Consider the following 21,325-nt stretch of genomic DNA (forward strand, 5'->3'; position numbering starts at 1 on the left):
TGGAAATGGTGCGGCGTGTTTAGCGCAACGGGGGGGTTTGGTAGAGCCAGACCTTCATGCCGCCGTGGGCGATGGCGGGGCCTTGGGGTTTCCACGGCAGACCGGTGGCTTTGGCCAAGGGCGGTTCTGACGTGACGAGGCCGACGCGCCAGCCTTTGAAGCGGGTCAGCAGCGTTTGTCCAAGCGTCCCGTAGAGCGGATAAAGCAGTTTCTTGTTACCGATGCGGCCGCCGTAGGGCGGGTTAACCATAACAAGGCCGGGTGGTCCGTCTGGCGGGGTCAGCTCCCCCGCGGCATGGTTTTCGAACTGCACTGCCTCTGATACCCCTGCCCGTTCCGCGTTCATCCCGCTCATCCGGACGGCACCGGCGTCGCGGTCGGAACCATAGAACCGCAGCGGCGTCGACGTGGCGGTATTGTCACGCATAGCGGCCCATTGATCGGGATCAAAACTAGCGAGGTCCTCGAAAGCGAAATGGCGCGAGCGGCCGGGGTTCAGGCCCATGGCGATCTCGGCGGCCTCGATCACGAACGTACCTGAGCCGCACATCGGGTCGACCACAGTCTCGGTGCCGGTGTACCCCGCCTGACGCAGCATCAAATAGGCCAGATTCTCGCGCATGGGGGCTTTGCCTACGGCCTCTTTGTGGCCGCGCTTGTGCAGCGACTCGCCCGATGTGTCGAGGCTGATGGTCACCACATTATCGTCGATCCGCACCTTGAGCACGAGCGCCGCTTCGGGCGAGATCGTCACCCCGAGACTTTCGCGCAGGGCGGTCTCGATCCGCTGTGTTGCGGCACCGGCGTGGTAAATCTTGGAGGCTTTCGTGGTTACCTGCACCCGCAGCGGCACATCGGCGCGCAGCACGTCGCCCCACGGGAACTTGCGTGCACGTTTATCAAGTTGCGCCAGGTGGAACGCCATGAATGACCCGATCCGCGCCAGCACGCGCGAGGCACCGCGCAGTTGCAGGTTGGCGCGCCAGACCTCGGGCCAGCCGCCCTGCACCGTAATCCCGCCGGGCGTGGTGACGGGATTGGCAAAGCCTTTTTCCGTCACCTCGGCCAGAAGCATGTCTTCCAGACCGGGGGTGGCCACGATAAAAATGTCGAAGGTGTTTTGACTGTCCATAACCGCTGCTTACTGCGCGGCGCGCGAGGTTTCGAGCGGTTTCTTGGGACAAGCCAGTCCGGCGCGATCAAAAGCGCCGGACTGTATGCGCCTGATCAGGCGATTTTCACCAGTTCGATGTCGAACTGCAGGTCTTTGCCCGCCAGCGGGTGGTTGGCATCAAGTGTGACAGTGGATTCGTCCACTTCAACAACCATCACCGGCATCGCTTGACCGTCGGGTGTTTGCATCTGCAGCTGCGTGCCGATTTCCAGCGGGATGTCCGCAGGGATGCCTTCGCGCGGTACAGCTTGGCGCATTTCAGGGTTCACATCGCCGTATGCTTCGGCGCTGTCGATTTTGACGGTCTTGGTATCGCCGACTTCCATGCCGGGTATCGCGGTATCGAGGCCGGGGATAATCTGGCCGGACCCGACCGTGAATTCCAAAGGCTCGCGTCCGTCCGAGCTGTCGAAGGTGCTGCCGTCAAGCAACGTACCAGTATAGTGAATAGCAACGGTATCGCCGGATTTAACCTGCGTCATAGAAAGCTCCAGTCTATAGGGGAAAATACAGGAGGCCACGTATCTGCGCGGGTGCTCCGGGTTCGGCACGCAGTCTTTCAAGCCTGCGCCCTGTCGTAAACCCCCATGCGGCCAGTTTTTCGGCCTTTTCTGTTCGGGCAGCGCGTGACAGTCTCGCGGTAGGATATTTCAGGGGGGAAAATCATGGCGATAACAACATGCGTGTTCGATGCATATGGTACATTGTTCGATGTGGCCGCGGCCGCACGGCAAGCCGCATCAGAGCCGGACTTTGCAGCGATAAAAGACAGCTGGCCGCAGGTCGCGGAACACTGGCGGCAAAAGCAGTTAAGCTACTCTTGGCTGCGCGCTGTCACCGGTGCCCATGATGACTTCTGGCAGGTCACCCAAGAGGGCCTGGACTGGGCACTGGAAAAGACCGGACACGACGACAACCCTGCCCTGCGCGCACGTTTGCTGGCGCTGTACTGGGAGCTTCAGGCATTTTCCGAAGTACCTAAGATGCTGAAAACATTGAAGGATGCCGGATTGAACACGGCGATCCTATCGAACGGGTCGCCGGCAATGCTTGAAGGGGCGGTGTCATCCGCCGGTCTGGCCGACACGCTGGATGCCGTTTTGTCGGTCGAAAGCGTAGGGATCTTCAAGCCTAATGCGCGTGTCTATGAACTGGTCGGCCAAAAGTTCGGCTGCACGCCATCGCAAGTGCTGTTTGTATCGTCCAATGGCTGGGATGCAGCGGCGGCAACCGGCTTTGGCTTCACGACCGCCTGGGTCAACCGTGCGGGCGAACCGATGGACCGTTTGCCGTGGAAACCCGTTCATGTGCTGCAGGACCTGAACGGCATCCCAGAACTGGCAGGCGTATAATGGCTCATTTCACCACATCCGACGGGCTATCGCTCTATTTTGCCGACGAAGGTCAGGGGCTACCGATTCTCTGCCTGGCGGGATTAACGCGGACCACGGCGGATTTCGACTATGTCACTCCGCATCTGGAAAACGTGCGCCTGATTAAGATGGATTATCGCGGGCGGGGGCAATCCGACTTTGATCCCGACTGGTCGCATTATTCCCCACCCGTTGAATGCCGCGATGCGTTGGAACTGCTGGACCATCTCGGAATCGACAAGGTCGCCGTGCTTGGGACGTCACGCGGGGGGCTGAACGCATTGGGGTTGGCCAAGGCAGCCAAGAACCGGTTGCTGGGCGTCGCCTTTAACGATGTCGGGCCACATATCGACCCGCAGGGGCTGGATTTCATCATGGAATTCATTGGCCGGAACCCCGCCACCAAGACCCACGCCGAAGCCGCGGCTGCCATGCCGCGTGTGTTCCCCGAATTTGACGACGTACCCGACAGCCGCTGGCTGGAGGAAGCGCAAAAGCACTACACCCAGACCGAAACCGGGCTGCAGATCACCTATGACAAGCATTTGCGCGATGCGGTGGCCAAAGCGTTTTCGGCCCCCTCGCCCGATCTTTGGCCGTTCTTTGAAGCGCTTGACGGGCTGCCGATTGCCTGCATCCGTGGCATGGCGTCCAATCTGCTGAGCGAGGAAACCTTGCAAGAGATGGAACGCCGCCGTCCCGACATGGTGGTCGCGCGGGTGCCGGGGCGCGGGCATATTCCGTTTCTGGACGAACCCGAGGCGGTTGAGGCCTTGAAGAAATGGATTGGCATGATGCAATGAATATCGACATGATCCGCGCCGCGGCGGGGCGGCTGGAAGGCCATGTGCGGCGCACGCCTTTGCTGAACTCTCCGTTTCTGGATGACATCACGGGCCGGCGCGTCTGGATCAAGCCCGAGTGTTTGCAACACACCGGCAGCTTCAAGTTTCGCGGTGGCTGGTCGGCGGTATCGGCGCTGGAATCGTCGGTACGGGCCAAGGGGGTCATCGCCTTTTCCAGCGGCAATCATGCCCAAGGGGTTGCCTATGCAGCCAAACTGCACGGCGTGCCTGCGGTGATCATCATGCCTGCCGATGCGCCGCGCCTGAAGATCGCCAACACCCGTGCCCTTGGGGCCGAAGTTGTGCTGTATGACCGCATGACCGAGGACCGCGACGCGATTGGCGCTACTATGGCGCAGGAACGGGAACTAACGCTGATCAAACCGTTCGACGATCCGCTGGTCATTGCGGGTCAGGGGACCACCGGGCTTGAGATCGCGCAGCAGGCCGCCGAGGCGGGGATCACCCGCGCGGATGTGATTGTCTGCTGTGGCGGCGGGGGGCTGACCTCTGGCATTGCGCTGGCGCTCGAGGCGGATGCGCCGGGGCTGCGCGCCCGCACCGCCGAGCCCGCAGGGTTTGACGATGCCGCGCGCTCGCTGGCCGCAGGGCAGATCAAGCGCAATGCGGCGCTTGGCGGGTCGATCTGCGATGCCATCGTTACGCCGCAACCGGGCGACCTGACTTTTCCAATCCTCAAACGGTTGTGTGGCCCCGGCCTTGTCGTCACTGATGAGGAGGCGCTGCAGGCGATTGGCCATGCGTTCAACCGGCTGAAACTTGTGGCAGAACCCGGCGGTGCCGTCGCCCTCGCCGCCGCTCTGTTTCGCGGGGACGAGATCGAAGGCGATGATGTGATCGTCACCATCTCGGGCGGGAATGTGGATACGGATGTTTTTACCCGCGCGCTCGCCACCCTTGATTGATACCCCTGAGGAGGTTCTGACATGAATATTTTCGATACCGGCGATGTGCGCCTGCACTACCGCGTGGATGGGCCTGACGATGGCGCGCCTGTCGTGTTTGCCAATTCACTGGGCACCGATCTGCGCCTTTGGGACCCGATCCTGCCGCTGCTGCCCAAGGGACTGCGTATCATCCGATTTGACAAACGCGGTCATGGACTGTCGTCTTGTCCGCCTGCGCCCTATGCGATGGGTGCGCTGATCGGCGATACGGAAAAGCTGCTGGATCATCTGGGCGTGAAGGGCTGCGTCTTTGTCGGCCTGTCGATTGGCGGGATGATTGCCCAAGGGCTCGCGACCAAGCGGCTGGACCTGATCCGCGCGATGGTGCTGTCCAATACCGCCGCCAAGATCGGCACCAAGGATATGTGGGCCGACCGCGTGCGCGCCGTGCAGGACAGCGGGATTGAACCGATGGCCGACACGATCATGGAACGCTGGTTCGCAGCTCCCTTTCGCGCCACGCCTGAAATTGAGCTTTGGCGCAACATGGTCGTGCGTCAACCGGCGGAAGGCTACGCCGGATGCTCTGCCGCGATATCGGGCACGGACTTTTATACGACCACGGCGGCACTGCGCCTGCCTGTTCTGGGGATCGCGGGTTCCGATGACGGATCAACACCGCCTGATCTGGTGCGCGAAACAATCGATCTCATCCCCGGGGCGAAGTTCAAGATCATCCGCAAGGCCGGCCACCTGCCCTGTGTCGAACACCCGCAGGAATACGCGGATCTGCTGACCGAATTTTTAGAAAGCGTAGGACATGTCTGATATTCTATTGGTTCATGGATCATGTCACGGCGCATGGTGCTGGCGCGATCTGATCCCGGCGCTGCGTGCGCTTGGGCACAGCCCGCGCGCCATCGACTTGCCAAGCCACGGCGACGACACCACCCCCGTCAACGCGGTAACGCTGGACGGCTATGCCAACGCGGTGCTTGCAGCCTCTACGCCCGAAACGGTGGTGGTCGGCCATTCGATGGGTGGCTTCGCCATCGGTGCTGCGGCGCAAAAAGATCCAAGCGCAATGGCGCGGCTGATCTATCTATGCGCCTATGTCCCCGCTGCGGGGCGATCGCTGGCAGAAATGCGAAAACAGGCCCCGAGCCAACCTTTGATGCCCGCCGTACGTCTGGCACCGGATGGTAAAAGCTTTACCCTTGATACCGCCATGACCGAGACGCTTTTCTATCACGATTGCCCACCGGACGTCGCGGGCTTTGCGGCTGCTCGGCTCTGCGCACAAGCTGTTGCCCCGACGATCAAACCCCTGCCCGATACCGCGCGCGCCGATGCCATGCCGCGCAGCTATATCCGCTGTATGGACGACCGCACCATCCCGCCGGCCTACCAGATCACGATGACGAAAGACTGGCCAAGCGCGGATGTTCATGAGATGGCCTGCGGGCATTCACCCTTCTTTACCGATCCCGCCGGTCTGGCGCGGATCATCGACGATATCATTCCGAGGTAACCCATGGCCGCCAGCGTCTTTGACAGCCCCCTGTTCGCACAGCTTTTCAACACCGGTGACGCGGGGCGGCTGTTTTCCGACACCGCTGCGATCCGCGCGATGCTGCTGGTCGAAGGCGCGTTGGCCAAAGTACAGGGCAGCCTTGGTGTGATCCCCGAACTGAGCGCCGCCGCCATCCACCGTGCAGCGCTGGAAATTCAGGTCGATCCCGGCGCGATTGCGGCCTCTACGGGGGAAAACGGCGTGTCTGTGCCGGGACTGCTAGCCCAGTTCCGCGCCGAAATGCAGGCGCCGGAATTTGCCCAGCATGTGCATTGGGGGGCCACCAGTCAGGATATCATCGACACCGCGCTGATGCTGCGCCTGCGTCAGGCGCTCAAGCTGGCCGAGACGGACTTGCGTGAAATCATCGCGAGCCTCGCGGCGGCTGCAGAGCAGCACCAGTCCCTGCCGATGCCCGCCCGCACCTACGGTCAACACGCCACCCCCACCAGCTGGGGCGCGGTTTTGGCTGAATGGGGCATGCCGCTGTGCGATGCGCTGGACCAGCTTAAGGCGCTCCGCGACGGATCGCTGTTCGTGTCCCTGTCGGGGGCCGCTGGCACGGGGTCGGCGCTTGGCCCGAAAGCCAGCGAGACGCGTGCGCAACTGGCCAAAGCGCTTGGCCTGAGGGATCCCGGGCGCAGCTGGCATGTGGACCGCGGCCCCGTGCTGCGCATCGCCGATTGGCAGGGCCGCGTGATGGCTGCCCTATCGCATATCGCACAAAGCACACTGGCGCTGACCATGACCGAAACCGCCGAACTTGCCCTTGGTGCCGCTGGTGCCTCGTCCACCATGCCGCAAAAGCAGAACCCCGTATCGCCCTCAGTGATTGTCGCCTTGGGGCATCAGTTCACCGGCCAGCGTGCCACGCTTCAGGCCGCTGCCGCGCACCAGCACCAGCGCGACGGCGGTGCGTGGTTTGCCGAATGGATGGCCGTACCGCAATTGACGCTGAGCCTTGCCGCAGCGCTGACCCATGCCAAAACGCTTGTCGCGGGGCTGACGCCGCATCCTGTCAAAATGCACAGCGCGCTGGCCGATGGTTTGGGTTTGATCCACGCCGAAGCGCTGAGCTTTGCACTGGCCGAAACCATGCCCCGCCCCCAAGCTCAGAAGATCACAAAACAGCTGTGTCAGGACGCAATGGCCAAGCAGGTGCCGCTGGCCGATCTGGTGCGGGCAGATTATCCCGACGTGGCCGAAGACCTGTTCGACGCCGCCACCCAAATGGGACAGGCCCCCGCAGACGCCGCGGCTTTCGTCGCCCGGGCGCGCGCACTCTAGCCACAGCGATCGTCGCACAGCGGCCACGGGGGCCAGCCCCCGGTCCCCCGGGATTTAAAACCATTTGGAAATGTTATGAGGGGTGGGGCACGATCCTACGGCAGCTGATTCAGCCATGTGCAGGATGGCGTGAGAGGGGACCAAAGCCCCCTCTGTCGTCGCTTTAGAAGAACGCCTGCAGGCCGGTCTGGGCGCGGCCCAGGATCAGCGCGTGCACGTCGTGCGTGCCTTCGTAGGTGTTCACTGTTTCGAGGTTCATCATGTGGCGGATGACCTGAAATTCACCGCTGATGCCGTTGCCGCCGTGCATGTCGCGCGACATGCGGGCGATGTCCAGCGCCTTGCCGCAGTTGTTGCGCTTGACGATAGAGATCATCTCGGGCGCGGCGTTGGCGTTGTCCATCAAGCGACCCACCTGCAACGAGGCCTGAAGGCCAAGCGCGATTTCAGTCTGCATGTCAGCAAGTTTCTTTTGGAACAGCTGTGTCTGCGCCAGCGGTTTGTTGAACTGCTTGCGGTCCAGACCGTACTGGCGCGAGGCGTGCCAGCAGAATTCAGCGGCCCCCAATGCGCCCCAGCTGATGCCATAGCGGGCGCGGTTGAGACAGCCGAACGGGCCTTTCAGGCCTTCGACATGGGGCAGCAACGCATCTTCGCCGACTTCGACGTTGTCCATCACGATCTCGCCTGTGATCGATGCGCGCAGCGACAGCTTGTTGCCGATTTTTGGCGCGGACAGACCCTTCATGCCTTTATCAAGAATAAAGCCGCGGATCTTGCCGCCGTGCTCTTCCGACTTGGCCCAAACAACGAATACATCCGCGATTGGCGCGTTCGAGATCCACATTTTGGAACCGGTCAGCTTGTAGCCGTTGGCCGTTTTCACGGCGCGGGTTTTCATGCCTGCAGGGTCAGAGCCCGCATCGGGTTCGGTCAGACCAAAGCAACCGATGAATTCACCGCTGGACAGTTTGGGCAGGTACTTCATGCGCTGCTCTTCCGAGCCATACGCATAGATCGGGTACATCACGAGGCTGGATTGCACCGACATCATCGACCGGTAGCCGCTGTCCACACGTTCAACTTCGCGGGCGACCAGACCGTAGGAAACATAGTTGCCGCCCAGACCGCCGTATTGTTCGGGCACCGTGACGCCCAACAGGCCCATGTCGCCCATTTCCTTGAAGATACCTTCATCTGTGGTTTCGTTCGCAAAGGCGTCAATGATGCGGGGCTGCAGTTTTTCCTGTGCGTAGGCGCGCGCACTTTCCTGGATCATGCGCTCGTCTTCGGTCAGCTGTTCGCTCAGGCGGAAGGCATCCGCCCAATCAAAGCTGCCCATGTCTGGGGCGTCTTTGGCTTTCAATACGGGCAATTCGGTGCTCATCTTATATCCTCCTCGGGGTTCAGATTTGGCCACAGTATTGCAAAGCATGCGGCGAAAGACTATCGCTGGTTACTCCTGAACCTATGAGTTTAAGTCATATGATCGCCCCGCGTCGGTTCCTTCCCTCGATCAACGCCCTGCTCGCCTTCGAAGCTGTGGCGCGGTTGGGCAGCGCCACGCTCGCGGCGCAGGAACTGTCGCTGACGCAAAGCGCGATCAGTCGCCAGCTCAAGACGTTAGAGGCGCAGTTGAACGTCGCCTTGTTGGACCGGATGGGGCGGCAACTGGTTCTGACAGAGGCCGGTAAAAGCTATGTAATTCAGGTACGTGATGTGTTGAACAGGCTGGCACAGGCGTCGATCACAGCGCGTACGAACCCGATTGCAGGCGCACTGAACCTCGCGATCTTGCCCGGCTTCGGAATGCACTGGCTGGCCCCGCGGCTGCGCGACTTTGCTCAGGCTCATCCAGAGGTGACGGTGAACCTTAGCACGCGACTGCACCCGTTTTCGTTTCAGAACAGCCCCTTTGACGCTGCAATACATTTTGGCAAGGAAGACTGGCCCGGCGTGCGCTATCTGTCGCTGATGCCGGAAACCGTTGTGCCTGTCTGTGCGCCCGACCTGCTGACTGAACCGCTGGACGACCCCAGCCAGATCCTGCGGTTTCCCCTACTGCATCTGGATACCCGCCCGCGCGGCTGGTCGCGCTGGCTGAGCGCCCTTGGTGTCACGCAAGAGCCACCCGCGGGCATGATGTTCGACCAGTTTTCGACAATGGCGCAGGCGGCGGTGCACGGGTTGGGGGTGGCGCTGCTCCCTACGTTTTCAGCCGAGCCCTATTTGCGTGACGCGCAGCTGGTGTTGGCGTCAACCCAGACAACGCAGAGCATCGGAAACTACTATCTTGTCTGGCCAGAAGATCGCGCTGAAACCGCGGCCCTGCAATCGTTCATGACATGGCTGGACGGGCAGACGGGCCAAGTTCTTTAACATATCGGCAAGGTTTAGCAGCACAGACGCCCTATTTCCGCCGTAATGGCGCGATACCTCCCACGTATCAATTTAGGGGGGGGGCCCTTTGAAAGGGAGCATTGGAATGCCAATTTCTTTTACCAAATTCGCCGCGGTCGGTGCCACTGTTATGACGCTTGCGACGGCCAACGCGGCCACGGCACAGACGCATGACATTATCATCTTTGACGAGGCTTTTTTTCCGGCCGTGATTTACGTTAAAGCCGGGGATGATCTGAGCTTTGTCAATAGAGCGAATGCCGCTCGAACCGTTAGCGGCAGCGACGGTTCGTGGACGTCGGGAACGCTGCAGAACGGCGGCACCTATCGCCAGACCGTTGAAGCAGGCGCCCAAGTCACCTTTATCGGCGCGTCCGAGGGGGACGACCCGATAAGCTACAGCGGTGAAGTCAGCTTTGATCCGGCACCACTAAGCAACTGATATATCGGACAGCCTGCGGCTTACGCAGAGCCGAGACATGAAAACAGCGCGCCCCCTATTCTCGGAGGCGCGCCGTTTCTATTTACGGCAGGCTGCTTACTTCACCGTGATGCGGCCATCTGTATACGGCGTGTAGGCCCCGTTGGCGGCGATAAACTCAGCCGTCACATCTGCCAGATCAGGACCGTAGTCATAGGCGTTTTGCGCGGTCTTGAACGGTTCATAGCCGTCGCCGCCGTTGCGCACGTAGTTATTGGACACGACGCCATAGGTCTTTTCCGGGTCAAGCGGCATGCCCGAAACGGTGACATCGCTGATGCGGCCGCCCGCGTCGGCGCTTGGGTCAACGGTAAAGGTCATGCCCGCGACCTGGGGGAAACGACCGGCGACCTCGTCGATCTGGCTCACGCCGTTTTCCAACGCCTCGACCAGCGCAGCACCGGTGACCTGAAATGTAGACAGCGTGTTCTGAAACGGCAGTACGGCCAGCACTTCGCCCATCGTGACCTCGCCCGCATCGATAGAGGACCGCAGACCGCCGCTGTTCTGGATCGCGACCTCAATACCCTGATCTGCCACACGGGCAAGCATTGCGTCGGCGACCAGATTGCCCATCTGACATTCCTGCACGCGGCAAACCGACCGGTCACCCTCAATCGCATCGGTAGTTTCGGCGACGACTTTGCTGCGCAGCTCTTCAAGGGGTTGGGCCAACTCGCTGATACGCGCGACGGTGGTTTCATCTTCGGCAACGCCCGCATCGATCAGGATCGGCTCGCCCGAGGCTTCCTTGATGTTGCCTTCGTCGTCAAAGGTGACATTCAGCTCGCCCAGAAATTTGCCGTAGGCATAGGCTTGCACGATCGCCGTTTCCTTAACCATCGTGGGGTACGCCCCTTCGGCGCGTTCTTGGGTATTGCTCAGCAGTGTGTTGCTGTGCCCGCCAACGATCACATCGACACCCGTGGTGTTTTCCGCAACCATCTGGTCCACCTTGTAGCCCGAGTGGCTCAGCACGATGATCTTGTTCACTCCCTGCGCGGTCAACAGGTCGACCTCGCCCTGCACGGCGGCCACTGAATCAGAGAACACGACGTTCTCGCCGGGGCTTGCCAAATCAGGTGTATCTTCGGTGGTCAGGCCGATCAGGCCGATTTTTTCGCCGCCGCGTTCGATGACGGTCGATTTCGCCAGCTTGTCGGCCAGCAGCGGTTCGGCGGATACATCTGCATTCGACATCAGGATGGGAAAGTTGATCGCCTCCATGAAGCCGGCCAGCACTTCGGGGCCGTCGTCGAATTCATGGTTGCCCACGGTCATGCCGTCATAGCCCAGCATGTTCATCATCTCGGCCGCCATCTTGCCCTTGTAGTGGGTGTAGAACAGCGAGCCCTGAAACTGGTCCCCGCCGTCGACCAGTACATAATTGTTAGTGCGCGCCTTGGCGTCCTTGATCGCGTTGACCAGACGCGCGGTCCCGCCAAAGCATTCGCCTGCGGTGTTGTCCTCGGCGGAGCACGGTCCGTCGTATTTGCTGATCGGTTCGAACCGCGCGTGAAAGTCGTTGGTGTGCAGGATGGTCAGGCTGTAGTCCGCCGCCGCCATACCCGATGTCAGCGCAAGCGCCGCCGTCGCTGTCAGGAATCGTTTCATGATGGTCCCCCCTTGGGTTGAATATGGGCGTATGGTGACCCCCAGTTTGCCCCCTTGTCAAAGACCATCTGAGCGCAAAGCCGCGCTTCCCCAAGGTCAGGGGCATTCGCAGTCCCAATCTGCTGCGCCCTTGACCGCTTGCACCGACCAAGGCATCACAGCAGCTATGTTGATTTACAAAATTTTCCGCTCCGATGAATGGCAGGCCCTGCGCCGCGACGGCTCTACAGCCGGTGCGCCGATTGATGTGGCCGATGGCTATGTGCATTTCTCGACCTCTGAGCAGGCCGCTGAAACTGCTGCGAAACATTTTGCGGGCAAGGCGGACCTGTTTCTGCTGGCCGTAGAAACCGACCGCCTTGGCGATGCACTGAAATGGGAGGTGTCACGGGGCGGTGCCGAATTCCCGCATCTGTACCGCGCACTGGCGCTAGAAGACGTTGTTTGGGCGCAGCCGCTGCCGTTGGTGGACGGGGCGCATGACTTTCCCGCTGGCTTTAAGGAGGCCGAATAATGACAGGATATATTGACCCGGATCGCGCCCAGTTTGATGCCTTTAAGGGGCTGGACCGCGACACGCCGCTGAACATGGTGAACCTTGTTAAACTGCGCGACAAGGCCGCCTACCCCGACGATCACGCATTGGCGGCCAAAGCGCTGACAGGGGCGCAAGCCTACAAGAATTACGGCGCGGAAAGTGGGCCGGTGCTGGCAGATGTCGGCGGGTCGATCCTGTGGCGCGGCCAGTTCGAGACGACCTTGATCGGCCCGTCGGACGAGGCGTGGGATGTGATGTTCATCGCGCAATACCCCAACGCACACGCGTTTTTGCAGATGATCTCGGACCCGCGCTACAAAAGGGCGGTCGTGCACCGTCAGGCTGCGGTTGTGACATCGCGCCTGATCCGCAGCGCGCCGCTGCCCCTAACGGATGAATTTGCATGAGGCGTATGGTCGAGCAGCTGGGGCTGCGCGCCCTGCATAAGGTAGACCCTGAAACTGCGCATGGTCTGGCGATCACCGCGCTGCGGCTTGGCCTTGCGCCCGCGCCCGGTCCGGTCACGTCAAAGCGGCTAAAGACCTCGCTGGCGGGGATGAGCCTGCCGAACCCCGTCGGGCTTGCCGCGGGGTTTGACAAAAACGCCACCGCCGTCGCCCCCCTGTCCAACGCGGGCTTCGGTTTCATCGAAGTCGGGGCCGCCACGCCCCTGCCGCAGCCCGGCAATGACAAACCCCGTCTGTTCCGCCTGACCGACGACCGCGCCGCGATCAACCGGTTCGGCTTCAACAACGAAGGCATGCAGGCGATCTGCACCCGCCTGGCACGACGCGGCGCGGGTGTGCCCGTGGGGCTCAACCTTGGGGCCAACAAGACCAGCACCGACCGCGCCGCCGATTTCGCCCGCGTGATGGAGCTGGCCCGCGATCACGTGGATTTCGCCACGGTCAATGTATCATCGCCCAACACCGAAAAGCTGCGCGACCTGCAGGGCAAGGCTGCACTGGCCGCCCTTCTGGCCGGTGTGATGGAGGTGCGCGGTAACACGCCTGTCTTCCTTAAGATCGCCCCTGACCTGACCGAGGCAGAGATCGCCGATGTGGCCGAGGTTGCAAATGACGCAGATGTCGCAGCGATCATTGCCACCAACACAACGCTGGACCGCGCCGGCCTGAAAGACGCGCAGCGCGACCAGATGGGCGGGCTGTCAGGCGCGCCCTTGTTCGAAAAATCAACCCGCGTGCTGGCACGGCTGTCTACCCTCACGGATATTCCACTGGTGGGCGTCGGGGGCATCAGCTCGGCTGAAGATGCCTATGCCAAGATTTGCGCAGGTGCATCGGCGGTGCAGCTTTATACCGCGCTGGTCTATGGCGGTCTGTCGATGGCATCGGACATCGCCAAGGGGATCGACAAGCTATTGAAGCAAGACGGATTTGACACCGTCGCGGATGCCGTCGGCTGTAACCGCAGCGCCTGGCTTTGATGGAATTCGGGGCGCCGTTTAAGCAACGCCGCCCCGACACCCGGCACGAGACCCGGCACGGTGCCCCCTAACCCGCGGCGCGTTCCAGTGCAGGGTAGCGCAGCCCGAGCGTCACGCCGCGTGCGACAAAGGACACCAGCAGCGAAATCCACAGCCCGTGATTACCCAGCCACGGCACCAACAAAGCCGCACACGCACAGTAAATTACAAAAGACACCGCCATCATATTGCGCATGTCCCGCGACCGTGTGGCCCCGATGAAAATCCCGTCCAGCATCCACGACGCCCACCCCAACAGCGGGGCCGCGACCATGTAGGGCAAGAACACCCGCGCCTCTGCCCGCACCAGCGGCGCGGTGGTCATCAGATCAATGATCATGCCGCCGCCCCATGCGAACGCGATCGCCATCAGCGCGCAGGCCAGCAGGCCCCAGCCGCTGGTCAGCACCGCACCGCGCCGCAAGATATCACGTTGTTTGCCGCCCATGGCACGCCCGACCAAGGCCTCGGCGGCAAAGGCGAACCCGTCCAGCGCAAAGGCCGCGATCATCAAAAATTGCAAAAGCACCTGATTGGCCGCGAGCTTTACGTCCCCCAAGCCCGACCCCAGAAACAGGAACGACACGAATATCGTCTGTAGCAATAGGGACCGCACAAGGATGTCGCCGTTGACCTTCATCATGTTGATCCAGCGCGGTCTGTCGAAAACCTGCACCCAGTCTCGCCACGCGGGCACGGCAAAAGCGGCGCGGCAGAACCACAGCCCAAGCGCCGCCCCCGTCCATTCGGCCAGAAACGTCGCGATGGCGACACCTTCGATGCCCCAATCCAGCCCCAGCACAAACCACAGGTCCAGCAGGATGTTCATGCCGTTCATCCACAGCTGTACCACCAGCACGGCACGGGTACGCTCCTGGGCGATCAGCCAGCCGGTGATCGCATAGAGTGCAATCGCCGCCGGCGCGGACCAGATGCGGATGCCCATGTAGGACCGCGCGAGCGTTTCAACCTCTGCGCTGGCCGGAGACGCCTGGAACGCCGCCCAGAACAGCGGCAGTTGCAGCAAAACCAGTGCCAAGCCCGCCAGCCCGCCGATCAGCAGCCCGCGCGTCAGCAGGGCTGCGACCTCTGCGTCGTCGTTATTCCCTGCCGCCTGCGCCGTTAGCCCAACGGTGCCCATGCGCAGAAAGCCGAACACCCAGTAGAGCGAGGACAGGATGATCGCGCCAATGCCCACAGCCCCGATGGGGGCCGCCAACCCGATCTGCCCCACCACGCCCGTATCGACCGCACCCAAGATGGGCACGGTGGCGTTTGAGATCACAATGGGGATGGCGATGTTCAGCACACGGCGGTGCGTGACGACTTCTTTTGCAGAAAGCTTGCCAAGGGCAACGGCGCTGACCTCGCCCTTGGGGATCGCGTCAGTCACGGCTTTGCGGCATCAGAAAATGCCCCGTGGCCTGCGCGAAAAGCTTCGAGCGGTTGTCTTGCCACGCCTCTACATGCACCGATGCATAGCGCCGCCCCGACCGGTTGATCCGCGCCCGTGCATAGGCGTCACGCGGCAAGCCGGACCGCAGATAATCAACTGTAAAATCAATCGTTTTAGGCAAACGTGGCAGATGCGTCGCATCCATTTTGTCCACGGCAAGCGCACCGGATTCCAGATCGGCCCACAGGTGTTCCCAGCTTAGCGTAATGATCGACGTGACCTCGAGAAACGACGCCGTCGCCCCACCGTGCAATGCCTGCAGCATCGGGTTGCCGATCAGCTTGTCTGAATAGGGCAAGATGCCGGTCAGCTCGTCCCCGCGACGATCGAACTGAATGCCTAGAAAGTTGATATAGGGCACGCCGTCCACCAGTGCACGCAAGGCCGCATCACGGCGCTTTTTGACGACCTGTACGGTTTCGGGTTTGCTACGTGTGCTCATCGTTTGCCCTCCACGGTGAAACTGCCGGTGGCGGTGGCGACCGGGCTGCCGTCTTCTTCGTCTCGCGCTGTGGCACGCACAAAAGCGACCGACCGCGTCACGTGATAACATTCCGCGCGCGCGGTAATGCGCTGCCCCGGCACAGCCGCCCGCAGGTATTCTATCCGCAGGTCGATGGTTGCCGTGCCGCCGGGGTTGCTAGGGTGGCTCATCACGGCCGCGCCACAGCAGGTGTCCATCAGGGCCGATACCGCTCCGCCATGCAGCACGCCGGTTCGCGGGTCCCCGACCAGTCTTTCATCATACGGCATGTCGATCACAGAGACCCCGCCATCCAGCTCTTGCAGCTCCATCCCCAAAGCCCCACTGTAGGGCAGCGCCGAGATGAACTGCTTGGCAATGCGAAGTTTGTCTGACATTTTTTGCTTCCTTGGCGTTATTCCCCCCATATCAACCGAGCGACCAAGCAAGAGCAACCCCAGTGTTGCGCTTGGAAAGTGAACCGCATAGTTTCCGAAACTGAGGAGACCATGATGACTGACAAACGCCTGAACTTTAAAGAAATGTGTGCGGAGTTTGACGTCACGCCGCGCACGCTGCGCTACTACGAGTATATAGAACTGCTCCACCCCGAGCGTGAGGGACGGTCACGCAGCTATGGTGCCCGGGAAATCGCGCGCATGAAGCTGATCATGCGGGGGCGCAAATTCGGGTATTCGCTGGAAGGCATCCGACAGTGGTTGCTGATCTATGAAAACGAAGGCACCGAAGCGCAAATGCGGGCTTGGGTGATCAGCGCGAACCGCCAACTGGGAGAGTTGGCAGAGCAGCGCAAGCAATTGGACGAAGCCATAGAAGAGCTGCAAAAGTCGCGCGACGACACCGAAGCCGCATTGGCCAAGTGCACACCAAATGGCGGGTCAGCTCAATAGCGTCCTACCCCTAGTGCTCAGACCTGACGCGCTGCCATACGGCGCAACACATCGGACAGACGTGTCAGGTCAGCCGCAGCGACAATTAATTCTGAAAGCGAATCCGCGTCCAGATTGGCAGCGAATTCATAGGCCACGTCCTCGGCCAGCTTTGCAGCGTCCAAAAGCCCCTTCGACGCCGAAGAGGCTGAAATCCCCGTGCATTGCGTCAGATCAAATGCAGTCGGGATCACCGAAGGGATCGAGGTCTTATTCTGGGCCACGGGGCTGTCCACGCTTATTTACGAAGCTGCCATACCTATGCTGCAACCAGACCGGGCGCATGTCCCGTAGCTACGCGACATGCACGGGTGTCCTCATGCCAAATTGTCGAGGGATTGATCTATCAGGCCAAAAGCCAACCCCCTCACTGCAGCGCGCGTCCGGTCGGTCACGTCCAGTTTGCCGAACAAACGCCGCATGATCGTGTCGACCGTATGCCTTGATACGCCCATAATCTGCGCGATTGACGTATTGCTTTTCCCCCGCGCGATCCAGCGCAGCAGCTCTAGCTCGCGCGGGGAGAGTCGGCGGTAAGACGCCCCCGGCCCCTCGACCAATGCACAAAAGCGCAGATGGGCAAGCTGGCTCGCCATTTGCAGAGCCGTCACCTCGGCCTGAGACGGGCGTGGCCTGCCCTCGTGAAAACCGATGCTCACCAATGCGTTGCGCGCCTGAGGGCCGAAGACCTGACAGACGAGCCCATCACCGAAACCGTGCTCTCTGGCTATGCGCATATAGGCCTCTTGTTTGTCGGTCAGCGTGGTCATCTGCGATAGGTCCTGCCAGAAAAACGGGCTGATCCGCGACGCCGCGAAGGCGGGAAACGGATCATCAAGATACAGGCGCTCGGCAGTGTACATCCGCTGGAACGCGGGCGGAATCCCGATCGCGACAGCCCCGAAATTAGATTCCCCCAAGGATTGCACATCAATACTATGGTAGGTCACCGTGCGAAAATCCTGTGCTTTGGCAAAACGGTGCACCAGCAACCACAGCGCTGAAACACGACGCACCTCGCCGAGGCGGTCCATAAATGTATGTGGCTCCAACTCCTTGGACATGTCAGCTCCCCCGTCGCCATTGGCGTTCCCACCAAACAACCTAGGCGGCAACACGCCCTGATCAACAAAAGTGCCCGAAAAACCTATGGGCTCAGGTTACGTAAGATTACCCAACGTAAAGCAATTGTTTGACGTGACGTCTGGATTACGTAAGCTTGCTTCTAGGTTATATCGCTCCTCATATAGGCGCAGTTGACCGTTCTACTAATGTGATAGAATAGCGAGTACCCCATATGTCGACCACTACGATGACCATTCGCGAGATGTGTACAGCCTTTGACGTAACCCCGCGCACCCTGCGGTTCTACGAGGCGAAAGAACTGCTTTTCCCTGAACGTCAGGGCCAAAAGCGATTGTTCACAAAGCGCGACCGTGCGCGGCTGAAACTGATCCTGCGCGGCAAGCGCTTTGGGTTCAGCCTCGAAGAAATCCGTCAGTTGCTTGACCTGTATCATATGGGTGACCAGCAGCAGACCCAGTTGGCGCGCACCTATGACATCGCGCGCGAACGTCTGGCCGACCTCGAGGCGCAACGCGACGACCTCAACAACGCCATAGACGACCTGCAGAACCAGTTGAAATGGGGGGAAAAAATGATCGCCTCCATCAACAGCGCCCGAAACGCGGCAGAATAGGCCACGGTCCGGCGCACCCCATCACCTTATACACCGACCAATTTATACTGACCAAACGACGGCCAGATGGCCAAGGGAGAACACCACATGCCGAGCTACACCGCCCCGATCAAAGATCTGCAATTTGTACTGCACGACGTGCTGAACGTCACCGCGTCCTCGACCCCCGGCTATGACGAACTTGAAGCGGATTTCACCTCTGCCATTCTCGAAGAAGCCGGCAAGCTGACCTCCGAAGTGCTGGCACCGCTGAACGCAGTCGGTGATCGGGAGGGCTGCCGTCTGGAGAACGGCGTCGTTCACACCCCAAAAGGTTTTAAAGAAGCGTTTGAAAAGGTCAAAGAAGGCGGCTGGACCGGTCTGGATATGCCAGAGCAGTACGGCGGCCAGAACATGCCCTACGTTCTGGGCACCGCTGTCGGCGAGATGTTCTCGGCCTCCAACCAAGCGTTCACCATGTATCAAGGTCTGACCCATGGTGCAGCATCCGCAATTCTGGCGCACGGGTCCGACGCGCAAAAAGATACGTATCTGCCGAACATGGTGTCCTGCGAATGGACCGGCACCATGAACCTCACAGAGCCCCACTGCGGCACCGATCTGGGTCTGATGCGTACCAAGGCAGCCCCACAAGAAGACGGCAGCTATAAAATCACCGGCCAAAAAATCTTTATCTCGTCCGGCGAACACGACATGGCGGACAACATCATCCACTTGGTGCTGGCCAAAATCGACGGCGGCCCCGAAGGCATCAAGGGCGTGTCGCTGTTCATCGTCCCCAAGTTCATGGTCAAAGAAGACGGCTCCCTTGGGGACCGCAACGCAGTTTCCGTCGGTTCCATCGAAGAAAAGATGGGCATCCACGGCAACTCGACCTGTGTGATGAACTATGACGGTGCTGTCGGATACCTGCTGGGTGACGAACACAAAGGCATGCGCGCCATGTTCACCATGATGAACGAAGCCCGCGTCGGCGTCGGCATGCAAGGTCTGGCGCAGGCCGATGTTGCCTACCAGAATGCGTTGATCTACGCCAACGACCGCCTGCAAGGCCGTGCGGTAACCGGCACCGAACACCCCGACAAGCCCGCCGATCCGCTGATCGTACACCCCGATATCCGCCGCAGCCTGATGGAACAGAAATCCTTTGTCGAAGGCGCGCGGGCATTTATCCTTTGGGGGGCCAGCCTGATCGACGCGGCACACCGTGCGGATGACAAAGACGCAGACGGCCTCGTGTCGCTGATGACCCCGGTCATCAAAGGCTTCTTGACCGATGTCGGCTATGACATGACCGTAAAGGCGCAACAGGTCTATGGCGGCCACGGCTATATCGAGGAATGGGGCATGTCCCAGTTCACCCGCGATGCCCGTATTGCCATGATCTATGAAGGGGCCAACGGCGTACAGGCGCTGGACCTCGTGGGCCGCAAGCTGGCGCAGGATGGCGGCAAACACGTCATGGCGTTCTTTGATTTGGTCAAAAACTTCATCAAGGAAAACACCGGCCAGGACGCCGAATTCGACGCCAACTTTATGGAGCCGCTTAAGGCTGCAAGCAAAGACCTGCAGTCTGCCGGCATGTATTTCATGCAAAACGGCATGAAAAACCCGAACAATGCGCTCTCGGGGTCGAACGACTTCATGCATATGTTCGGGCATGTCTGCCTTGGCCTGATGTGGGCAAAAATGGGGCTGGCCGCAAACAAAGCGCTTAAGGACGGCACCGGCGACGCGGCCTTCTACGAGACCAAGCTGGCGACGGGCCGTTTCTACATGGCCCGCCAACTGCCCGCGACGGCGCTGCACCTCAAGCGGATCGAGACCGGCGCGGATACTGTGATGGCGCTCGACGCGGCAAACTTCTAGGCTGCATCGGGGTGGGGACATGCCCCACCCCGATGCTGACTGAAAGGACGCCCCTTGCCCAAACGTTTCCGCCTGACCCGCCGCTTTCCTGTTGCCATGACCGAAGACGGCTATCGCCGCCTCAAGAAATTCGCGGCAGAGGCCGGATTGGACGAAGGTGAAGCGCTGTCATTTCTCTTCGAGAACTTCAACAGCGTGATTGACGAGGAAAACCTGACCGCAAGACTGCGGCTTTTTAATGCGGAACTGGACGGACGAAAGAGGTAGCATACCGCCACACCCCAAGTGCCCTGCCGAACCCGACCCTTCGGGGAGAGTTTAAGGGGCAAAATGAAGCGAAAACACCCTGCCCTGATCACGCGATCAGCACGACCAAAGCAGGGCTTCACGTTGCACGCGGCCCGGCTCTCCAGCCTGCCGCGCGGGGGTTGAATACGACAAGATGATTAGTAACTGATTAACACAGACCCGCGCATCTTCATTTTGCCGGATAAACTCCACGGGGGTGTGGGGGTGTGAGACCCCCACGTGCTGACGGATCAACATACAGGACTTGAGGGAGGGTTCAGATGACCATCAAACTGCATTGCTTTGGCGAAAGCGGGAACGCTTATAAGGCGGCGCTTGCGTTGCAATTGTCGGGGCTAGATTGGGAGCCGGTGAAGGTCGATTTCTTTGGCGGCCAGACCCGCACACCGGATTACCGCACCACCATCAACAACATGGGCGAAGCCCCTGTGCTGATCGACGGTGACATCCGGCTGACGCAATCCGGTGTGATCCAGGACTATGTATCGGAACAATCGGGCAAATTCGGCGGCCGCACCAACGAAGAGCGCCGCGAGATCCTGCGGTGGGTATTGTGGGACAACCACAAGCTCAGCTCGAACGCCGGTATGACGCGGTTCTTGATAAACTTTCTCCCCGAGGACAAGCAGCCCAAAGAAGTCATCGGCTTTATGCAGGGGCGTCTGTCTGCCGCCTATGCCGTGTTGAACGACCACCTTGAGGGCCGCGACTGGATCGTCGGCGACGGTATCACCAACGCCGATCTCAGCTGCTGCGGCTATCTCTATTACCCCGAGTCTTTCGGATTTGTCCGCGAGGATTGGCCCCATGTCGACGCGTGGCTTACGCGTCTGAGCGAAACACCGGGCTGGAAAGCCCCCTACGACCTGATGCCCGGCAGCCCCGCTGACCGCGCCTGAC

Annotated in this window: 25 protein-coding genes; 16 read left to right on the forward strand and 9 right to left on the reverse strand. The window is 60.6% G+C overall.

Annotated features, from left to right (window positions below):
• Nucleotides 1-19: 19 nt before the first annotated feature.
• The gene (locus tag ACVBAU_RS14010) at nucleotides 20-1,132 is read right to left on the reverse strand and encodes a THUMP domain-containing class I SAM-dependent RNA methyltransferase (protein ID WP_138922783.1); all 1,113 of its coding nucleotides are present in this window, start codon (nucleotides 1,130-1,132) and stop codon (nucleotides 20-22) included.
• Between the two features lie 95 nt (nucleotides 1,133-1,227).
• Nucleotides 1,228-1,656, reverse strand: coding sequence for an FKBP-type peptidyl-prolyl cis-trans isomerase (locus tag ACVBAU_RS14015; protein WP_138922782.1), 429 nt, complete (start codon nucleotides 1,654-1,656; stop codon nucleotides 1,228-1,230).
• 183 nt (nucleotides 1,657-1,839) lie between these two features.
• Between ACVBAU_RS14015 and ACVBAU_RS14020 the strand changes: the two genes are divergently transcribed.
• From ACVBAU_RS14020 to ACVBAU_RS14045, 6 genes are read left to right on the forward strand one after another with little or no spacing between them, the layout of a single operon-like run.
• On the forward strand, nucleotides 1,840-2,526 hold the full coding sequence (locus ACVBAU_RS14020; RefSeq protein ID WP_448326816.1) for a haloacid dehalogenase type II: 687 nt from the start codon (nucleotides 1,840-1,842) through the stop codon (nucleotides 2,524-2,526).
• Entirely contained in the window at nucleotides 2,526-3,350 is an 825-nt protein-coding gene (locus ACVBAU_RS14025) for an alpha/beta fold hydrolase (protein ID WP_448326817.1), read from the forward strand. The genes ACVBAU_RS14020 and ACVBAU_RS14025 overlap by 1 nt, the downstream gene beginning before the upstream one ends.
• A complete protein-coding gene (locus ACVBAU_RS14030; protein WP_448329005.1) occupies nucleotides 3,347-4,318 on the forward strand; it encodes a threonine ammonia-lyase in 972 nt (323 codons plus the stop codon). The genes ACVBAU_RS14025 and ACVBAU_RS14030 overlap by 4 nt, the downstream gene beginning before the upstream one ends.
• 21 nt (nucleotides 4,319-4,339) lie before the next feature.
• Nucleotides 4,340-5,128 (forward strand): 3-oxoadipate enol-lactonase, encoded by a 789-nt coding sequence (gene pcaD / locus ACVBAU_RS14035; RefSeq protein WP_138922779.1) that lies wholly within the window; start codon nucleotides 4,340-4,342, stop codon nucleotides 5,126-5,128.
• Nucleotides 5,121-5,831 (forward strand): alpha/beta fold hydrolase, encoded by a 711-nt coding sequence (locus ACVBAU_RS14040; RefSeq protein WP_138922778.1) that lies wholly within the window; start codon nucleotides 5,121-5,123, stop codon nucleotides 5,829-5,831. Before pcaD ends, ACVBAU_RS14040 begins: the two co-directional genes overlap by 8 nt.
• Nucleotides 5,832-5,834: 3 nt before the next feature.
• Nucleotides 5,835-7,160 carry a lyase family protein gene (locus ACVBAU_RS14045; protein WP_448326818.1) on the forward strand — a complete coding sequence of 442 codons (1,326 nt, stop codon included), beginning with the start codon at nucleotides 5,835-5,837 and terminating at the stop codon, nucleotides 7,158-7,160.
• 163 nt (nucleotides 7,161-7,323) lie between these two features.
• On the opposite strand, the gene ACVBAU_RS14050 is transcribed toward ACVBAU_RS14045, so the two are convergent.
• Complete coding sequence (locus ACVBAU_RS14050) at nucleotides 7,324-8,547, reverse strand: acyl-CoA dehydrogenase (RefSeq protein ID WP_138922776.1); 1,224 nt, start codon at nucleotides 8,545-8,547, stop codon at nucleotides 7,324-7,326.
• Nucleotides 8,548-8,645: 98 nt separating this feature from the next.
• Between ACVBAU_RS14050 and ACVBAU_RS14055 the strand changes: the two genes are divergently transcribed.
• Nucleotides 8,646-9,539: a LysR substrate-binding domain-containing protein gene (locus ACVBAU_RS14055; RefSeq protein ID WP_448326819.1), complete on the forward strand. Its 894-nt coding sequence runs from the start codon at nucleotides 8,646-8,648 to the stop codon at nucleotides 9,537-9,539.
• A 106-nt stretch (nucleotides 9,540-9,645) separates the two neighbouring features.
• A complete protein-coding gene (locus tag ACVBAU_RS14060; RefSeq protein ID WP_138922774.1) occupies nucleotides 9,646-10,002 on the forward strand; it encodes a hypothetical protein in 357 nt (118 codons plus the stop codon).
• A gap of 96 nt (nucleotides 10,003-10,098) precedes the next feature.
• On the opposite strand, the gene ACVBAU_RS14065 is transcribed toward ACVBAU_RS14060, so the two are convergent.
• Entirely contained in the window at nucleotides 10,099-11,655 is a 1,557-nt protein-coding gene (locus tag ACVBAU_RS14065; RefSeq protein WP_448326820.1) for a bifunctional metallophosphatase/5'-nucleotidase, read from the reverse strand.
• A 166-nt stretch (nucleotides 11,656-11,821) separates the two neighbouring features.
• Here ACVBAU_RS14065 and ACVBAU_RS14070 point away from each other — a divergent pair, with 166 nt between their 5' ends.
• Genes ACVBAU_RS14070 through ACVBAU_RS14080 form a run of 3 tightly spaced genes read left to right on the forward strand, consistent with a single transcriptional unit; the run spans nucleotide 11,822 to nucleotide 13,640 of the window.
• Nucleotides 11,822-12,169 carry a DUF952 domain-containing protein gene (locus tag ACVBAU_RS14070; RefSeq protein ID WP_335744355.1) on the forward strand — a complete coding sequence of 116 codons (348 nt, stop codon included), beginning with the start codon at nucleotides 11,822-11,824 and terminating at the stop codon, nucleotides 12,167-12,169.
• Complete coding sequence (locus ACVBAU_RS14075; RefSeq protein WP_335744356.1) at nucleotides 12,169-12,600, forward strand: DUF1330 domain-containing protein; 432 nt, start codon at nucleotides 12,169-12,171, stop codon at nucleotides 12,598-12,600. The genes ACVBAU_RS14070 and ACVBAU_RS14075 overlap by 1 nt, the downstream gene beginning before the upstream one ends.
• Nucleotides 12,597-13,640, forward strand: coding sequence for a quinone-dependent dihydroorotate dehydrogenase (locus ACVBAU_RS14080; RefSeq protein WP_448326821.1), 1,044 nt, complete (start codon nucleotides 12,597-12,599; stop codon nucleotides 13,638-13,640). Before ACVBAU_RS14075 ends, ACVBAU_RS14080 begins: the two co-directional genes overlap by 4 nt.
• A 67-nt stretch (nucleotides 13,641-13,707) precedes the next feature.
• Here ACVBAU_RS14080 and ACVBAU_RS14085 read toward each other — a convergent pair whose 3' ends face one another.
• From ACVBAU_RS14085 to ACVBAU_RS14095, 3 genes are read right to left on the reverse strand one after another with little or no spacing between them, the layout of a single operon-like run.
• Entirely contained in the window at nucleotides 13,708-15,072 is a 1,365-nt protein-coding gene (locus ACVBAU_RS14085; RefSeq protein WP_448326822.1) for an MATE family efflux transporter, read from the reverse strand.
• Nucleotides 15,065-15,577: a PaaI family thioesterase gene (locus ACVBAU_RS14090; protein ID WP_138922768.1), complete on the reverse strand. Its 513-nt coding sequence runs from the start codon at nucleotides 15,575-15,577 to the stop codon at nucleotides 15,065-15,067. Before ACVBAU_RS14090 ends, ACVBAU_RS14085 begins: the two co-directional genes overlap by 8 nt.
• Entirely contained in the window at nucleotides 15,574-15,996 is a 423-nt protein-coding gene (locus ACVBAU_RS14095) for a PaaI family thioesterase (protein WP_093733534.1), read from the reverse strand. Before ACVBAU_RS14095 ends, ACVBAU_RS14090 begins: the two co-directional genes overlap by 4 nt.
• Nucleotides 15,997-16,110: 114 nt before the next feature.
• Between ACVBAU_RS14095 and ACVBAU_RS14100 the strand changes: the two genes are divergently transcribed.
• A complete protein-coding gene (locus tag ACVBAU_RS14100) occupies nucleotides 16,111-16,509 on the forward strand; it encodes a MerR family transcriptional regulator (protein WP_138922767.1) in 399 nt (132 codons plus the stop codon).
• 17 nt (nucleotides 16,510-16,526) lie between these two features.
• Here the strand turns inward: ACVBAU_RS14100 and ACVBAU_RS14105 are convergent, their stop codons facing one another.
• Together ACVBAU_RS14105 and ACVBAU_RS14110 are read right to left on the reverse strand one after the other, a co-directional pair.
• The gene (locus ACVBAU_RS14105; RefSeq protein WP_138922766.1) at nucleotides 16,527-16,772 is read right to left on the reverse strand and encodes a hypothetical protein; all 246 of its coding nucleotides are present in this window, start codon (nucleotides 16,770-16,772) and stop codon (nucleotides 16,527-16,529) included.
• Nucleotides 16,773-16,865: 93 nt separating this feature from the next.
• Nucleotides 16,866-17,612, reverse strand: a complete 747-nt coding sequence (locus ACVBAU_RS14110; protein WP_448326823.1) for a helix-turn-helix transcriptional regulator — start codon at nucleotides 17,610-17,612, stop codon at nucleotides 16,866-16,868.
• Between the two features lie 233 nt (nucleotides 17,613-17,845).
• Between ACVBAU_RS14110 and ACVBAU_RS14115 the strand changes: the two genes are divergently transcribed.
• The 4 genes from ACVBAU_RS14115 to ACVBAU_RS14130 all read left to right on the forward strand — a co-directional run bounded on the left by ACVBAU_RS14115 (nucleotide 17,846) and on the right by ACVBAU_RS14130 (nucleotide 21,324).
• Nucleotides 17,846-18,247 (forward strand): MerR family transcriptional regulator, encoded by a 402-nt coding sequence (locus ACVBAU_RS14115; RefSeq protein WP_093733530.1) that lies wholly within the window; start codon nucleotides 17,846-17,848, stop codon nucleotides 18,245-18,247.
• Between the two features lie 87 nt (nucleotides 18,248-18,334).
• Nucleotides 18,335-20,116, forward strand: a complete 1,782-nt coding sequence (locus tag ACVBAU_RS14120; RefSeq protein ID WP_448326824.1) for an acyl-CoA dehydrogenase C-terminal domain-containing protein — start codon at nucleotides 18,335-18,337, stop codon at nucleotides 20,114-20,116.
• 54 nt (nucleotides 20,117-20,170) lie between these two features.
• Nucleotides 20,171-20,383, forward strand: coding sequence for a hypothetical protein (locus ACVBAU_RS14125; RefSeq protein WP_005849464.1), 213 nt, complete (start codon nucleotides 20,171-20,173; stop codon nucleotides 20,381-20,383).
• Nucleotides 20,384-20,685: 302 nt separating this feature from the next.
• Nucleotides 20,686-21,324 carry a glutathione S-transferase family protein gene (locus ACVBAU_RS14130; RefSeq protein ID WP_138922763.1) on the forward strand — a complete coding sequence of 213 codons (639 nt, stop codon included), beginning with the start codon at nucleotides 20,686-20,688 and terminating at the stop codon, nucleotides 21,322-21,324.
• Nucleotide 21,325 lies beyond the last annotated feature (1 nt).

Source organism: Sulfitobacter sp. M13 (assembly GCF_053474885.1).

What these genes read in the sequence shown, in the direction of transcription:
- ACVBAU_RS14015 (WP_138922782.1), bottom strand. Translation starts at nt 1,656, where the DNA reads ATGACGCAGGTTAAATCCGGCGATACCGTTGCTATTCACTATACTGGT.
- ACVBAU_RS14025 (WP_448326817.1), top strand. Translation starts at nt 2,526, where the DNA reads ATGGCTCATTTCACCACATCCGACGGGCTATCGCTCTATTTTGCCGAC.
- ACVBAU_RS14070 (WP_335744355.1), top strand. Translation starts at nt 11,822, where the DNA reads ATGTTGATTTACAAAATTTTCCGCTCCGATGAATGGCAGGCCCTGCGC.
- ACVBAU_RS14050 (WP_138922776.1), bottom strand. Translation starts at nt 8,547, where the DNA reads ATGAGCACCGAATTGCCCGTATTGAAAGCCAAAGACGCCCCAGACATG.
- ACVBAU_RS14100 (WP_138922767.1), top strand. Translation starts at nt 16,111, where the DNA reads ATGACTGACAAACGCCTGAACTTTAAAGAAATGTGTGCGGAGTTTGAC.
- ACVBAU_RS14065 (WP_448326820.1), bottom strand. Translation starts at nt 11,655, where the DNA reads ATGAAACGATTCCTGACAGCGACGGCGGCGCTTGCGCTGACATCGGGT.
- ACVBAU_RS14130 (WP_138922763.1), top strand. Translation starts at nt 20,686, where the DNA reads ATGACCATCAAACTGCATTGCTTTGGCGAAAGCGGGAACGCTTATAAG.
- pcaD (WP_138922779.1), top strand. Translation starts at nt 4,340, where the DNA reads ATGAATATTTTCGATACCGGCGATGTGCGCCTGCACTACCGCGTGGAT.
- ACVBAU_RS14095 (WP_093733534.1), bottom strand. Translation starts at nt 15,996, where the DNA reads ATGTCAGACAAACTTCGCATTGCCAAGCAGTTCATCTCGGCGCTGCCC.
- ACVBAU_RS14020 (WP_448326816.1), top strand. Translation starts at nt 1,840, where the DNA reads ATGGCGATAACAACATGCGTGTTCGATGCATATGGTACATTGTTCGAT.
- ACVBAU_RS14115 (WP_093733530.1), top strand. Translation starts at nt 17,846, where the DNA reads ATGTCGACCACTACGATGACCATTCGCGAGATGTGTACAGCCTTTGAC.
- ACVBAU_RS14090 (WP_138922768.1), bottom strand. Translation starts at nt 15,577, where the DNA reads ATGAGCACACGTAGCAAACCCGAAACCGTACAGGTCGTCAAAAAGCGC.
- ACVBAU_RS14060 (WP_138922774.1), top strand. Translation starts at nt 9,646, where the DNA reads ATGCCAATTTCTTTTACCAAATTCGCCGCGGTCGGTGCCACTGTTATG.
- ACVBAU_RS14075 (WP_335744356.1), top strand. Translation starts at nt 12,169, where the DNA reads ATGACAGGATATATTGACCCGGATCGCGCCCAGTTTGATGCCTTTAAG.
- ACVBAU_RS14040 (WP_138922778.1), top strand. Translation starts at nt 5,121, where the DNA reads ATGTCTGATATTCTATTGGTTCATGGATCATGTCACGGCGCATGGTGC.
- ACVBAU_RS14030 (WP_448329005.1), top strand. Translation starts at nt 3,347, where the DNA reads ATGAATATCGACATGATCCGCGCCGCGGCGGGGCGGCTGGAAGGCCAT.
- ACVBAU_RS14055 (WP_448326819.1), top strand. Translation starts at nt 8,646, where the DNA reads ATGATCGCCCCGCGTCGGTTCCTTCCCTCGATCAACGCCCTGCTCGCC.
- ACVBAU_RS14110 (WP_448326823.1), bottom strand. Translation starts at nt 17,612, where the DNA reads ATGTCCAAGGAGTTGGAGCCACATACATTTATGGACCGCCTCGGCGAG.
- ACVBAU_RS14010 (WP_138922783.1), bottom strand. Translation starts at nt 1,132, where the DNA reads ATGGACAGTCAAAACACCTTCGACATTTTTATCGTGGCCACCCCCGGT.
- ACVBAU_RS14080 (WP_448326821.1), top strand. Translation starts at nt 12,597, where the DNA reads ATGAGGCGTATGGTCGAGCAGCTGGGGCTGCGCGCCCTGCATAAGGTA.
- ACVBAU_RS14045 (WP_448326818.1), top strand. Translation starts at nt 5,835, where the DNA reads ATGGCCGCCAGCGTCTTTGACAGCCCCCTGTTCGCACAGCTTTTCAAC.
- ACVBAU_RS14120 (WP_448326824.1), top strand. Translation starts at nt 18,335, where the DNA reads ATGCCGAGCTACACCGCCCCGATCAAAGATCTGCAATTTGTACTGCAC.